Raw genomic sequence first — 14,137 nt, forward strand, 5'->3', positions numbered from 1 at the left:
TGTAAATATAGGTAACACTATGCTACAGCAGTTAACTAATTTATCAGATAAAGAATTGATTTCCCGGGCAAGAAAGCTCAAGGATCAGGAAGCCGAAGGTGTACTCATGGAAAGATACAGCCACCTCATGGTCGCTGTTTGTTTACCCTACCTCAACAATGGTCCCAGTACCAGTCCGGAGGAGATCTACCCCTCTTTGCTGCAACGTCTCAGTGACAGTCTGAAAACCCAGACGATCCCGAAAGCCAATGAATGGATCCACTATACGATCAGGGCACAACAAGCTCGTGCAGATAACAACAGTCCATTTTTTCCAAGTACGGAATCCAGAGAACAGCAACAGATAGAAGCTAAAATAGAAAAGGCGGCTACCAACCAGAAAGAACAGCAACAGCTGATCGTTACGATCGAGCGAACACTCGATAAATTGCCTGCCGAAGAAAAATATTTACTGAAAGAATTCTACATGAATAATAAAAGTTTTGCAGAGCTGGCGGAAGCTAAGAAGATTTCCATTGAGAAACTCAGACAGACACTGCAACAGGCAAAGCAAAAAATGGCTTCCTTATTGATGAACGAAACCTATGAGTAACTTGGAAAACAATGAAAAAATACTGAAGATCTTCAGTAACATCCGCTGTCTTAACAGAGACCAGCTGCCCCGCTATCTGGACGGCCGACTCACGGATGTAGAGAAACACCTGGTGGAACAACACCTGGTGGACTGCGATCTGTGTTTTGATGCATTACAGGTACTCCAGCAACAACAATACAGGGAAAAATACCAGCCGCTGTCAGCTAGTATGCTACAGTATATCCGCAACAGCATCAAGCAGGTATCCCATGCACATAAAGCCGAACGTTATCAGCGCCAGGAACAGAAAAAGGAAAGTTTCCTGATTTATTTCTGGGTAGTCGCAGCCATCGCTGCCGGCGCAGGTCTTATTTATCTTATACAGCAACAGGATAAATTCAAGGCGCCTGTGACCAAAGCAATGGCCAGCAATACGGAAGTTCCTGCTCCGGCGGTGAACGCACCAGCCGTACAGGCAGCGGTTGTCACACCCGTACGGGCAGAAACAGCCGATACGCTCAGGCATCATCCGGCGCCACCGTCAGCTGCAACAACAGCGCCTGTTGCTCCTCCCGCAGCTACGCCTGCCACTGCCGTACCCAAGCCGGTCGTAAAAGACTCCGTAAAAGCAAAAACACCGGCAGCTGTACCCGTGAATAAGGATAGTGCGAAAAAACAGGCCCCTCCTGCCACTAAACCGGCAGAGGTAAAGGAAACAGTCAAAACACCTGCTCCGGAGCATAAAGACACGCCTACAGTCGCCAGGAAGACGGATGATAAACCAGATCCTAAACCGGTTGCAAAAGAGAAGAAAGACGACGATGATGATAAACCTAAACCCAAACCTGCTACAGAGTCAGCGCCCAGCGGCACAGATGAATTCCTGTATAAGGCAGCCATGGTCTATCATCAGCAGGGAGACCTCAACGAGGCTATTTCCCGCTATAAACACCTTTCCGGCAGCAGTGGTAAGTATGGCGAACTTTCACGTTACCAGCTGGCGGTATGTTACCGTAGCAAAGGACAAACAGGTAAGGCCAGACGTATGTTCAAGGAAGTCGTACGTATGAACGGCAGCATGAAAGACAAAGCCCAGGCGGCCTTAGACAATCTGTAAATCGTTCTGCTGATATTATCAATCTCACTCCTCATACAGTCCATAGAATTTTCCTCAGCGGAGTCTTCTATGGACTTTTTTATTGATTAAATTTTATGGAATTGCCTGGGTATTGCATCTTAAATATTATAAGTATTTTATCTTTATCCAGTGAATTATAAGAACAGCCAGGAATTAACAGACGAAGAACTGCTGGAACGGTATAAAGCCGATGAAAACAGCAATTGGGTAGGCATCCTGTTTGACAGGTATGCGATCCTGTTATTGGGTATGTGTATGAAATACCTTAAAAATGAAGAGGATGCAAGAGACAGTGTACAACAGATATTTTTAAAAGTATTGGCAGATATCAACAAGCACAAAGTGCAGTATTTCAGGGCCTGGATCTACCAGGTGAGCAAGAATCATTGCCTGATGCAGTTAAGACATAAGAGTCAGGTGAAACAGGAGGAAGTCAGTGAGAAACATCTCAATGATCCCGGAGAACCGGAAGAAGATAAAGCCCGATTCGTAGAAAAGGATAACTTGCTGGAAAATATGCAACATGCCCTGGAGCAGTTAAACCCGGAGCAGCGTGTCTGTGTCAAACTTTTTTATCTGCAAAAACGCTCTTACCAGGATATTACAGACGAGACGGGGTATACCTTGTTACAGGTGAAGAGTTATATTCAGAATGGAAAGCGTAACCTGAAGCTCCTGCTGAGCAAACAGGGATAGCGAAGTAAGTAGGCGGATTTATAATTATTGAGGAAACATTTTTATGAACGAAGAATATCAGGATATTTTCACCACGACGGCCTGTCCTACGCAACAGCAATTGCTGGACTATGTACAGGGCAGGATGACACCGGAAGAAAAGCATGAAGTGGAACTTCATCTTGCCGATTGTGAAATGTGCAGTGAGGCAGTGGAAGGATTATCAGCCTTTGAAGAAAAGGAAAAGATCCCCGTATTATTGCGGCAGATGAAGTGGCAGATGCTGCGTAAGCTCCGTACCAACAAACGTCGTAAACACCAGATGTCCTACTTTACCGAACTGGCGATCATTGTTATAGTGATCCTGTTCATATTGCTGGCGGCATTCTGGACCTATCATTTTATGTCAGGCAGAAAGTAAGTACATATTGACCTATATGCAAAAGTCCCGGTTCGTTATGAACCGGGACTTTTTTTATGATGTCTGTATCTATACGATTACAGGCTTTCCAGCTTTTTCTTTACTGCTTCAACTTTAGCCGTTTCATTTTTGATAGCATAGATCTTCTGCAGTGCATACAGGCAGCTTTCAAAAGTCTGCTTGTCGCTTGGCTCCAGGGTACCAGCTGCTGAGAAGTTAGTGTCCGCTTTCTCGAAGAAAGGCAGCGCCTGATCCATCAGACCTGTTACTTTAGTCTGCAGTTCTTTTGCTTTCGGTGTGTTCAGGGATTTGCTGTCCATTGCATTCAGTTCTTTGTTGAAACCTACTGCACGGTTGAAATACAGCGCACCTAACTGGAAGTTAGCAGTTGCATCATCAGCTTTCAGTTCGATTGCTTTTTTGTAAGCATTTTCAGCTTTCGTCATCAGCTCATCGTAGTTAGCTGGTTTTGCAGCTTCTTCTTTACCATCAGAACGAGGGTTTGCCAGGTTGTCTACACGGATACCGTAATCGAGCATAGTCTGGAAGTCATTAGGATTTTCAGACATTTTCTTTTCCAGCATACCCAGCAACTCAGCAGTTTTACCTGTTTTTGAGTAGTAGATCATCTCCATATCGTTGAAACGCTTGTCTTTAGGGAACATCGCTTTTGCTTCTTCGATAGTTTTGATCCAATTAGCATTATCGCCTTTCTCTTCGTAAGTCTGTGCGAGGATTACGTACAGTGCCGGTTCAGCTTTGAACTGCAGATCCGCTGCTTTTCTCAGGAAAGGCAATGCATCATCTTTTTTACCAGCCTGGTTAGCAGCGTAACCAGCGTAGAAAGTCATGGAAGTATCTGTAGGGATGGAACCACCCAGATTTTTACCATTATAGTATTCAGCAATGCTGAAAGCGTCTCTGAAGTGTACGAACGCAGAATCCCATTTCTGGTCATTCAGGTTGCCATAACCTGCGTTACCTACCGTAGCATACAAGTTAAACATACGCTGGTTCATTTCCAGTAAAGCTTCAGGCAGTTTAGCATTGATATCCAGAGCTTTTTTGTAAGCTTCGAATGCTTCAATCGCCTGCTGAGGATCTTTCTTGTCAGTAGCTACTGCTTCGAAGATTTTACCCTTAACATACCAGGTTTTGGCTTCACCTTTAGTTTTTTCATTTTCCAGTGCTGCCTGAATATCGGCTTTCGCTTTATCATAGTCTTTTTTGGACAGCGCCTCGTCAGCACTGCTTACCTTGGCACGTTGCGCTACTGCAACCATTGCTGCACCGCAAAAGACAAATGATACCAGTAATTTTTTCATGTTGCTCAATATTTTGTTGTTTTCTATAAGTATGGCGTTAGATTTTAATGCCTGTTTCAACCATAATAAATACAATCTTCCGCAGGTTAACCATTAGTTCGCTTTAATAAAATGCGGCTTCCTTGTAATTATTCTGCAGGCGTTTCATCTACCGGAGCATCTCCCTGGGTTGCTGAGCTACCATCCTGGTTTGACTCATTTCCTTCCATACCTTCCAGTGCTTCTTCATCGAGCCTTTGCTCTTCCTGTTCGTCCAGGCGTGCTACAGCTGCAATTTCGTCGCTATCGTCCAGTCTGATCAGGCGCACACCCTGCGTTGCTCTACCCGCCTCACGGATGTCAGCAACCGCCATACGGATTGTGATACCGGATTTACAGGTGATCATCAGGTCATCCTTTTCAGTCACGTCCAGGATAGCGATCAGGCTACCTGTTTTTTCTGTGATATTGATGGTTTTTACACCCTTACCACCGCGGTTGGTAATTCTATATTCCTCAATATCAGTACGTTTACCGAAACCTTTCTCTGAAACCACCAGTACAGTACGGGTTTCATCCTCCTTATTTACACAAATCATACCAACAACCTCGTCTTTGTCATTGTCTACCTCGATACCCCTTACACCGATAGCGCCACGACCAGTGTCACGTACGGTATTTTCAGGGAAGCGGATAGCACGGCCACTCTTAATAGCCATCATGATCTGACTGTTACCGTTGGTCAGTTTAGCTTCCAGTAACTGATCGCCTTCATTGATAGTGATTGCGTTCACACCATTCTGACGCGGGCGGGAGAAATCTTCCAGCAGGGTCTTCTTGATGATACCATTTGCGGTACACAATACAATATAATGAGAGCTGATGAATTCTTTATCACCCAGATCTTTGATATCGATGATTGCCCTGATCTTGTCATCAGTAGGCAGGTTGATCAGGTTCTGGATCGCACGGCCTTTACCGCTCTTCTCTCCTTCCGGAATCTCGTATACCTTCAGCCAGTAACAACGGCCTTTCTCAGTGAAGAACAGCATGGTATGGTGAGTAGACGCTACGAACAGGTGTTCAATATAGTCTTCTTCACGGGTCTTACCACCCAATGCACCACGACCACCACGTTTCTGCTGACGATAATCATATGCAGAAGTACGTTTGATATAACCCAGGTGAGAGATGGTAATTACCACATCTTCCTCTGCGATGATATCTTCCATACGCATTTCGCTCGCCAGGTACTGGATTTCAGTTTTACGCTCGTCTCCGAAACGTTTCTTCACGTCTTCCAGTTCGTCTTTGATGATCTTGAAACGCAGCCCTTCATCGGAAAGTATTTCTTTCAGGTAAGCGATCAGTTTCATGACTTCATCGTATTCTTCTTTGATCTTATCGCGTTCCATACCGGTCAGACGTTGTAAACGTAATTCCAGTATCGCTTTAGACTGAATTTCACTCAGTTCGAAGCGGGTCATTAAGCCCTCTTTCGCTTCTTCCGGCGTACGTGACGCACGGATCAGCGCAATCACTTCATCCAGATGATCCAGCGCAATCAGGTAACCCTGTAAGATGTGCGCTTTCTCTTCCGCTTTACGCAGGTCGAAACGCGTTCTGCGTACAACTACTTCGTGGCGGAAATCTACGAACTCAGACAGCATATCTTTCAGGTTCAGGACACGCGGACGGCCTTTTACCAGCGCCACGTTATTGATCCCGTAAGAAGTCTGTAATTCAGAATATTTGTACAGCTGGTTGATCACTACGTTGGCAATCGCCTCACGTTTCAGATCAATCACCAGGCGCATACCATCACGGTCACTTTCGTCACGCGCTTCAGATATACCTTCAATGATTTTATCGTCTGCCAGTTGCGCGATCTTCTGATGCAGCGCAGCTTTGTTGATCTGGTAAGGAAGCTCATAGATCACCAGGCGCTCACGACCTGCTTTGGAAGTTTCCACGTTCACTTTACCACGTACAACTACCCTTCCGCGGCCAGTCTCAAAGCCCTGTTTCACGCCTTCATAACCGTAGATGATACCACCGGTCGGGAAGTCAGGCGCTTTTACATGCTTGATCAGCTCTTCTATTGTAATGTCACGGTTATCAATGTACGCAATCAGGCCATCTACTACCTCTGAGAGGTTGTGCGGCATGATGTTGGTCGCCATACCTACCGCAATACCTGACGCTCCGTTTATCAGGAGGTTAGGAATACGTGTAGGCAGTACTGTAGGCTCTTCCAGGGTATCGTCAAAGTTCAGGGTGAAGTCCACTGTTTCTTTGTCGATATCTTCCAGCATCGCCTCAGCCATACGTTGCAGACGGATCTCCGTATAACGCATTGCTGCCGGCATGTCACCATCCACAGAACCGAAGTTACCCTGACCGTCTACCAGCATGTAACGAAGGCTCCATGGCTGGGCCATACGTACAATGGTATCATAAATGGAGGCGTCACCATGCGGGTGAAACTTACCCATCACCTCCCCTACGATACGGGCTGATTTCTTGTAAGGTTTGTTACTGTTATTCCCTAACTCGTTCATACCAAACAACACGCGGCGGTGTACAGGTTTTAAACCGTCCCTTACATCCGGAAGAGCACGTCCGACGATCACAGACATCGAGTAATCGATGTAGGCCGTTTTCATCTGCTCTTCAATGTTGATCTGGATAATCCTGCCGTCTTGCTGATTTTCCGTATTTTCTGACATTATATTGTTGGTTTACAATTTATTCCGTAAAAAAATAAATAGACGCAAATATAGCCATTTTAAGCCGTATTCCGGCCTTTTTGACATAGAATGTGAATAAAAAAGGAATTGTCATATTGAACAAATAAGATATGCGTTAAGAACAATTTCCACAGATAGACTATTTAATCCTTATTTTGCGTTAACTCCTTCAATTAATATTCTATATAATAGAAAAAAGGAATATTGGGAAAATAAAATATTGGCAAAGATTTTGTTTTTAACCCGATGAAAATCAGAGGGTCACGGACAGTTTACTAAAATCATGGTAGGTTAAAAACGAATTTTCCTGAAAATTCGAACATTAGATAGACGACTGATGTTAAATCCCTGTTCTGTAACCATATTAAAGATGAACAAATTAATATGAAGAATATACTCTTGTTTGGTGCCGGCAAGTCGGCTACGAGCCTGATCGACTACCTGGTATCAAATGCTCCACGGCAAAAATGGCATATCACTGTCGCCGACCATGACCTCGCGCTCATCAAATCCAAAACCGGAAAGTCTTATTATGTTACCCCAGCAGCTATCGATATCAGGGATGAAGCATCCAGACAAAAGCTGATACAGGAAACAGACCTCGTCATCTCCCTGCTGCCCGCCCAGTTGCATATCCTCGTCGCCAAAGACTGTCTGCAGTTTAGTAAAAACCTGCTCACCGCCTCTTATATCGACCCGGAGGTTAAAAAGCTGGAAAAAGAAATTGAAGACGCTGGCCTGCTCTTCATGTATGAAATGGGCCTCGACCCCGGCATAGATCATATGAGCGCCATGAAGCTCATTCACTCCATCGAAAAGAAAGGTGGACAGATATCGGCTTTCCGCTCCTATTGCGGCGGACTCGTATCGCCCGAAAGCAACGACAATCCATGGCAGTACAAGATCTCCTGGAATGCCCGCAATATCGTGCTCGCCGGTAACTCAGGCGCTACCTACCGGGAAAAAGGAAAAACAAAGGAAGTCTCTTACCAGCACCTCTTCGATCAGTCAAAAACGATTCATATTCCAAGTCTCGGTAAACTGGCCTACTACCCTAACCGCGACTCACTGAACTATATCAGTGCCTATAAACTGGAAGAAGTGCCCACCTTCATGCGCGCTACCCTTCGCTATCCCGATTTCTGCGAAGGCTGGGGTACGCTCGTGAAACTAGGTCTGACCGACGATACCAAAAAAATCCAGACCGATAACATGACCTTTTATGAATGGACCAGTCAGCACATCGACCAGGATACATCCATCAGTCATGAAGAAAACATCGCTAATTATCTTGGCATCAGCGCCAAGTCTAAGATACTACGTCAGCTGAAGTTCCTGGGATTACTGAATAGTGAAACCATTCATCTCGGCGAACAAACAAACGCCTCCGTCCTCCAGCATATCGTTGAATCAAAACTCGGCATGGAAGTCACTGACAAAGACATGATCGTCATGACCCATGAAATCGAGTTTGAAAGAAGAGGGATGAGCACCCGCCTCCACAGTTACATGATCGCACAGGGCGAAGATAATATACGCACTGCCATGGCTAAAACGGTAGGTCTCCCGCTGGGTATCATGGCGAAACTTATCCTTCAGGATAAGGTCACTCTAAAGGGTCTGCACATCCCCATCACACCGGATATCTATAACCCGGTGCTGAAAGAACTGGAAGAATTCAATATCCGCTTCGAAGAAAGTTTTGAATAACATAAAAAGAGGCAGTCCTGCATACAGCGGACTGCCTCTTTTCTTTATCTGCAACAGCCATCAGATGCACTGACCTTGTCTTATTTTACTAACATCAACCCAGCAACTGATCAGATCAATCCTTCCAGTGCTTTAATCATATCCGCGATCCCCTCCGTCGCCGGCTTCTCTATCTTCATCAGATTAGTCATGCCTGGCATCTGCGGCAGTTTCCTGTCAATCACAAAGGCTGGGGTTCCCTCCGGCAGATAATCTACCAGGCCCGCTGCCGGATATACCACCAGCGAAGTACCAATGACCGCAAATACATCCGCGGTCATTACCACTGCTGCTGCCTCCACTATCTTTGGCACCGCCTCCCCGAACCACACAATATCCGGACGTAACTGTCCGCCGTCAGCCGCTTTATCGCCTAAATTGATATCACTGACAATACGGTACTTCCGGTGTTCATCCAGTACACTACGCATACTGAAGATCTCTCCGTGCAGGTGTAATACCTTCTTTGATCCTGCTCTTTCATGCAGGTCGTCTATATTCTGCGTGATGATCTCCACATCGAATTGCTCCTGTAAAGCAGCCAGCCCCAGATGGGCGGCATTTGGCATCGCCGCTTTTATATCCCGGCGGCGCTGGTTATAAAAATCTAACACCAGTTGCGGGTCTTTCTGCCATCCCTGCGGACTGGCAACTTCATAAACATTATATCCCTCCCACAGGCCATCACTGTCACGAAAAGTCCGTAATCCACTCTCTGCACTAATCCCGGCGCCTGTCAAAACTACCAATCTAGGCTTCATTTGTACAAGACATTTTTGATTTTTAAATATACGGGTTTTAACATTTCCCGTAACTTTATCGGATAATTAAATAACAGCAATTGAAGATCTTACTGAAGCTTATGCTGTGCGGTATGCTGTTACTACAAATAAAAGCAAACGCACAGACGACAGACACCACCAACCTCCACTATACCGATAGTACCAGATCTACGGAGACGCGTACATTAACGGCAGCCGATACCACTATACGTTATCGTATAAACGGCGCCTATCTGGGTAGCATCTGGAGTGACCTGAAATATACCGTTTCAAGACCTGCGCACTGGCAGGGAAAGGACTTCGTCAGACTGGGCATCGTGCTCGGAGCTGCCGGTGGTCTCATGGGTGTAGACTATGAAGTCAAACAATTCTTTGGCCGTAACCACACCAATTTCTGGAACAGTGTAACGGGTCAGGTAGAACCATTCGGAAACGCCTACTCTCCTTACCTCGTAGGTGGTATGTACCTTGCCGGTGTGATTGCCAAGGACAGGAAATTAGAACATACGTCCCTGATGACCGCCAAGTCACTTTTACTGTCAACGCTCATTTATACTTTCGCCAAATCGGTGGTAAGACGTGGTCGTCCGACCTATTACGACGATCCGTTTGTATACAATGCGCCTTTCTCTATGGATAAATACCATACCTCCTTCCCTTCCGGTCATATGCTGACAGTGACCTCTGTCGCAACAGCACTAGCTGAAGCATATGGAGATGAACATCCGTGGGTACCCTGGGTGACTTATTCCATCGCCATCATGACCGGTACCACCCGCCTGTACCAGGAGAGACACTGGAGCAGTGATGTATGGTTAGGAGCTTCACTGGGTTACTTTGTAACCAAGGGTATCTTTAAAAGACAAAAAGATCTGGAGAGGAAGAAAGCGCTAAAGGCACATATGGCGCCATAAGTCAATTAAGAATCAGGAATTAAGAATTGATAGCAGGCGGCTTTCTGCGACTCAATATGCTCAAAATAATCAGAGGCACTTCAGTATATCGAAGTGCCTCTTTTTTTATATAAAACCGAATTGCCAGTCTCAATGAACCACCCCGTCTCGCTGCATTCTTAATTCTTAATTCCTAATTCCCAATTCCCAATTCCTAATTTTCTAAGCCACACTAACCATCTTCCTGCTCTTTCTTCTTTTGATATACCTTGTTACAAGCAACACTATCACCACCACAACCGCTATACCCGGCCATAGCTGCACGATCCCTACTACAAAAGACAGCAGGTCATTCCAACCATCCTTTATTGAAAAGAAGATGCGAGAGAAGAAGCCCGGTCCCTGCGGAGAAGAAGTAGCAAACGTCTGATAAAACGAAAGACTGATCGTACTCATCGCTACATTATGATCGATGTATTGCAAACGACCTTGTGAAGCTTCTATTTCTTCGCGGATACTCTTCAGCTGCTCTTCTACTTTCAGAATACCTTCTACTGTTTTTGCCTGTTTCAGTATCTCCAGGTAGCGCAACTCTACTTCTTTCTTTGCCTTCATTCGAGAGGCAACATCAATGTATTCCTCTGTTACATCTGTAGCTGATACATTCTTTTCTATCAGTGTATTTGCGGTGCCGGCAAGGGCTTCCAGACAGGAGTCAAATTTCTGGGCGGGTACTTTAATGCTGACCTTTATTTCCCAGCTAAGATCTGAGCGGGACTCATTCTCTTCTGTGATATAGCCATTGTAACGGGCAACGATCGCATTCATGGCCTTTCCTGCCTCATGGTAATCTCTTACTGAATAACGTACCTCACCATTTTTAATAATCTTTTTTTGTATTGCTGCGGATGATACATCTTTTGCTATTACGGGAGGCGTAAAGGCCACCAGACCTGATGCAGCCGCTTTATCCTCCGGACCTTCATTATAGGCGACGACGTCTTCTTCATCAGATCTATAAGTTGTTGCACTGGGCTTGGCTTCCTCTTTAAACGCAAGCGCAAGCGTCTTCTGTTCAGCCTTACGGGCGCAGGCCATGAGTGTGAGCAAGCTCAGTAACAGTATAAATATGGGGATCGGGGTATGCTTAAAAAAGAAACATCTTCTTGTCATAGACCAGTATTTAGTGATAAATATTGCTATAACAAGAAGATGCGCTCAGGAATAAAATTCCACAAAAAAATTATTTCTTCGTCTCTCCCATTTCCAGGATGGTATCAAATTCTTCCTCCGTAACGGCGCACACAGAAAGGCGGCCCTGGCGGATAAGAGAGAGATTTTCCAGTCTTTTTTCGGCTTTCATCTGCGCCAGTGTTACCGGCGTTTTGAAAGGTTTTACCGGCTGCAGGTCTACCACTACCCAATTAGGATCAGGTGTGGTCGGGTCCTGGTAATGTGCTTTTGCGACTTTCGCGATACCCACTACTGCCAGTCCTTCATTACTGTGATAGAACAGTACCAGGTCTCCTTTCTCCATGCCTTTCAGGTTATTGCGCGCCTGATAATTGCGCACACCATCCCAGAAGGTTTTACCGTCTTTTACAAACTGGTCCCATGAATACTTGAATGGTTCTGATTTAACAAGCCAGTAGTTCATTATCTGATGATTTAAAATTCTTCCTGCTGCTTACCAGCCACTGGCCAGTACATCAGCAATATGCATTGTTTTGATATTCAGTTCGTGCTTCCGGATATAACCGTCCAGGTGCATCAGACAGGAAAGGTCTGTTGAGATGAGATAGTCTGCACCGCTTGCGATGGCGTTATTTACTTTCTGTTCGCCCATACCGATAGAGATCGGTTCGAACTTCACAGAGAAAGTACCTCCAAAACCGCAGCAGGTCTCACAATCATTCATTTCTTTCAGTTCCAGTCCTTTTACGTTGGAGAGCAATTTACGCGGACCTTCCTTGATACCGCATTCACGCAGGGCGCCGCAGGCGTCATGATAAGTGGCAATGCCGTTCAGGCTAGCTCCCAGGTCGGTCACATGGAGAACATCTGTCAGGAACTCTGTAAATTCAAACAGGTTCTTGCGCAGTGTCTTTACTTCATTATGAGCGGCGGAATTGTCAAAGAGTTTGCCGTAATAATTGCGGACAAACCCTGTACAGGAACCGCTTGGCGCTACGATATAATCTACGGTATGAAAGTCCTTTACGAATTTATTTGCAACGGAGCGGGCTTCATCCCAGTACCCGGCATTAAAAGCCGGCTGGCCACAGCAGGTCTGGTTGGGATTATACTCGACGTTACATCCCAGTTTTTCCAGCACCTTCACCATATTGAAGCCTGTTTCCGGGAACAGCTGATCAACGAAGCATGGAATAAAAAGCTGTACGTTCATTGAGTTAGTTCTTTTATTAGAGGCCGCAGTGGAATACTGCCGGCGTCAGGAATCAATGTATCTCGGCTAAAACTGTAGCAACAATGAACATCACATGTAATAAAAATGGGGCTAAAAAGCTGCTCCTACAGTTGACGCATCATAGATATCATTTTCAGCGCGGTAATCGCGGCTTCTTCCCCTTTATGGCCATGGATGCCTCCTAGTCTGTCCTGTGCCTGCTGCATGTTGTCAACAGTCAGGATACCAAAGATAACAGGTACGGGCAAGTCAAGGTTTAATTGCATCAGTCCTTCTGTTACGCCCTTACAAACATAGTCAAAATGCGGGGTTTCGCCTCTGATCACACAACCGAACGCAATAATAGCGCCAGGCTGTTTATGTGTTCCTTTTGTACGTTCCCAGTATTGCTTACAGGCGAATGGTAATTCAAATGCTCCGGGTACGATCACCTTGGAGACTTTTGATACATTGTATTGTGCCAGGGACCTGTCACAACCGGCAACCAGTTCGTTGATCACCGCATCATTCCATTCAGTATACACTATAACAACACTGGCATCCTCTGATTGGAGAATGCCAGCATCGTTCAATAAACTTTGATTATGTATTGACATGATCTGTATTAATATCAATTACTTCTCACTTCGCCCAGGCGCGCCAGATATTTCTCAATTTCACGGCCTTCAGCTGTCTGAGGATATTTGCTTTGAATTTCTTTGTAGATCGCAACTGCATCAGCAGTTTTGTTTGCTTTTTCCAGAGCCAGACCTGCGCGGAACAGGTAAGTTGGCGCTGTCAGCTCGTTATCGCTGTGATGACCTGCTTTCTTATAATATTCGATACCTTTATCGGTTTGGTTCAGTTCCATGTAAGCGTCACCGGCTAAACCGTATGCCATTGCCTGTACAACCTGATCGCCACCATTGAAAGCTGTCAGCAGATCTGCACCTTTCTGGAATTCGCCCAGTTTCACATAGCTAACGCCAGCGTAATATTTTGCTAACTGACCTGTTTTGGTGCTGCCGTATTTATCAATTACCTGCAGGAAACCTTCATAGTTACCGTCACCATTTAAAGCCAGACGGAAAGAATCTCTCTCGAAATACTGCTGTGCATGGAATACCATGTTCTGTGCTTTCGTTTCGTTAGGACCTTTGATGAACTTGCTGTAGGCAAAAGTACCGCCCACTACCACCACTACTACGAGCAGGGCGATGATAATGCTGTTTTTGTTCTTGTTGAAAAAGTCTTCCGCTTTGTGGAGTGAGTCTTCCAGTTGGAATTCTTTAGACACAGGAGCAGGAGTATTTTCAGCTGCGGTCTTATTTGTTGTTTCGGTCATTGTAATTGTGGTCGTTAAATTGTTATTTCTTTATTACGGTACAGGTTTGGCTGTTGTAAATTTCCGCAAATATAAAAAAGGTTAGCGAATCATCCGCTT

14 protein-coding genes are annotated in these 14,137 nt (G+C 45.4%); 6 read left to right on the forward strand and 8 right to left on the reverse strand.

The features are described from left to right. Nucleotides 1–19 precede the first annotated feature (19 nt). From CPIN_RS26935 to CPIN_RS26950, 4 genes are all read left to right on the forward strand, one after another. Nucleotides 20–592: a sigma-70 RNA polymerase sigma factor region 4 domain-containing protein gene (locus tag CPIN_RS26935; RefSeq protein WP_012793038.1), complete on the forward strand. Its 573-nt coding sequence runs from the start codon at nucleotides 20–22 to the stop codon at nucleotides 590–592. Continuing rightward, the gene (locus tag CPIN_RS26940; protein WP_012793039.1) at nucleotides 585–1,691 is read left to right on the forward strand and encodes a tetratricopeptide repeat protein; all 1,107 of its coding nucleotides are present in this window, start codon (nucleotides 585–587) and stop codon (nucleotides 1,689–1,691) included. Before CPIN_RS26935 ends, CPIN_RS26940 begins: the two co-directional genes overlap by 8 nt. Nucleotides 1,692–1,841: 150 nt before the next feature. Continuing rightward, nucleotides 1,842–2,408, forward strand: a complete 567-nt coding sequence (locus tag CPIN_RS26945; protein WP_012793040.1) for an RNA polymerase sigma factor — start codon at nucleotides 1,842–1,844, stop codon at nucleotides 2,406–2,408. A gap of 43 nt (nucleotides 2,409–2,451) precedes the next feature. Continuing rightward, nucleotides 2,452–2,808: an anti-sigma factor family protein gene (locus tag CPIN_RS26950; protein ID WP_012793041.1), complete on the forward strand. Its 357-nt coding sequence runs from the start codon at nucleotides 2,452–2,454 to the stop codon at nucleotides 2,806–2,808. A 77-nt stretch (nucleotides 2,809–2,885) separates the two neighbouring features. On the opposite strand, the gene CPIN_RS26955 is transcribed toward CPIN_RS26950, so the two are convergent. Both CPIN_RS26955 and gyrA read right to left on the reverse strand, forming a co-directional pair. Continuing rightward, nucleotides 2,886–4,133 (reverse strand): tetratricopeptide repeat protein, encoded by a 1,248-nt coding sequence (locus CPIN_RS26955; RefSeq protein WP_012793042.1) that lies wholly within the window; start codon nucleotides 4,131–4,133, stop codon nucleotides 2,886–2,888. A 128-nt stretch (nucleotides 4,134–4,261) separates the two neighbouring features. After that, nucleotides 4,262–6,841, reverse strand: a complete 2,580-nt coding sequence (gene gyrA / locus CPIN_RS26960) for a DNA gyrase subunit A (protein ID WP_012793043.1) — start codon at nucleotides 6,839–6,841, stop codon at nucleotides 4,262–4,264. Between the two features lie 405 nt (nucleotides 6,842–7,246). Between gyrA and CPIN_RS26965 the strand changes: the two genes are divergently transcribed. Next, nucleotides 7,247–8,572, forward strand: a complete 1,326-nt coding sequence (locus CPIN_RS26965) for a saccharopine dehydrogenase C-terminal domain-containing protein (RefSeq protein ID WP_012793044.1) — start codon at nucleotides 7,247–7,249, stop codon at nucleotides 8,570–8,572. Between the two features lie 110 nt (nucleotides 8,573–8,682). On the opposite strand, the gene CPIN_RS26970 is transcribed toward CPIN_RS26965, so the two are convergent. Continuing rightward, the gene (locus tag CPIN_RS26970; RefSeq protein WP_012793045.1) at nucleotides 8,683–9,372 is read right to left on the reverse strand and encodes a Sir2 family NAD-dependent protein deacetylase; all 690 of its coding nucleotides are present in this window, start codon (nucleotides 9,370–9,372) and stop codon (nucleotides 8,683–8,685) included. Nucleotides 9,373–9,485: 113 nt separating this feature from the next. On the opposite strand from CPIN_RS26970, the gene CPIN_RS26975 reads away from it, so the two are divergent. Beyond that, a complete protein-coding gene (locus CPIN_RS26975) occupies nucleotides 9,486–10,307 on the forward strand; it encodes a phosphatase PAP2 family protein (protein ID WP_187294697.1) in 822 nt (273 codons plus the stop codon). Between the two features lie 201 nt (nucleotides 10,308–10,508). On the opposite strand, the gene CPIN_RS26980 is transcribed toward CPIN_RS26975, so the two are convergent. From CPIN_RS26980 to CPIN_RS27000, 5 genes are all read right to left on the reverse strand, one after another. After that, nucleotides 10,509–11,459 carry a DUF4349 domain-containing protein gene (locus tag CPIN_RS26980; RefSeq protein WP_012793047.1) on the reverse strand — a complete coding sequence of 317 codons (951 nt, stop codon included), beginning with the start codon at nucleotides 11,457–11,459 and terminating at the stop codon, nucleotides 10,509–10,511. Between the two features lie 70 nt (nucleotides 11,460–11,529). Beyond that, nucleotides 11,530–11,943 carry an EVE domain-containing protein gene (locus CPIN_RS26985; protein ID WP_012793048.1) on the reverse strand — a complete coding sequence of 138 codons (414 nt, stop codon included), beginning with the start codon at nucleotides 11,941–11,943 and terminating at the stop codon, nucleotides 11,530–11,532. Nucleotides 11,944–11,973: 30 nt separating this feature from the next. Beyond that, the gene (locus tag CPIN_RS26990) at nucleotides 11,974–12,693 is read right to left on the reverse strand and encodes a (Fe-S)-binding protein (protein WP_012793049.1); all 720 of its coding nucleotides are present in this window, start codon (nucleotides 12,691–12,693) and stop codon (nucleotides 11,974–11,976) included. Between the two features lie 125 nt (nucleotides 12,694–12,818). Continuing rightward, complete coding sequence (gene ribH / locus CPIN_RS26995) at nucleotides 12,819–13,310, reverse strand: 6,7-dimethyl-8-ribityllumazine synthase (protein ID WP_012793050.1); 492 nt, start codon at nucleotides 13,308–13,310, stop codon at nucleotides 12,819–12,821. Nucleotides 13,311–13,324: 14 nt separating this feature from the next. Then, entirely contained in the window at nucleotides 13,325–14,038 is a 714-nt protein-coding gene (locus CPIN_RS27000; RefSeq protein WP_012793051.1) for a tetratricopeptide repeat protein, read from the reverse strand. Nucleotides 14,039–14,137: the final 99 nt, after the last annotated feature.

Origin of the sequence: Chitinophaga pinensis DSM 2588 (assembly GCF_000024005.1) — a bacterium.
GTDB lineage: Bacteria > Bacteroidota > Bacteroidia > Chitinophagales > Chitinophagaceae > Chitinophaga > Chitinophaga pinensis.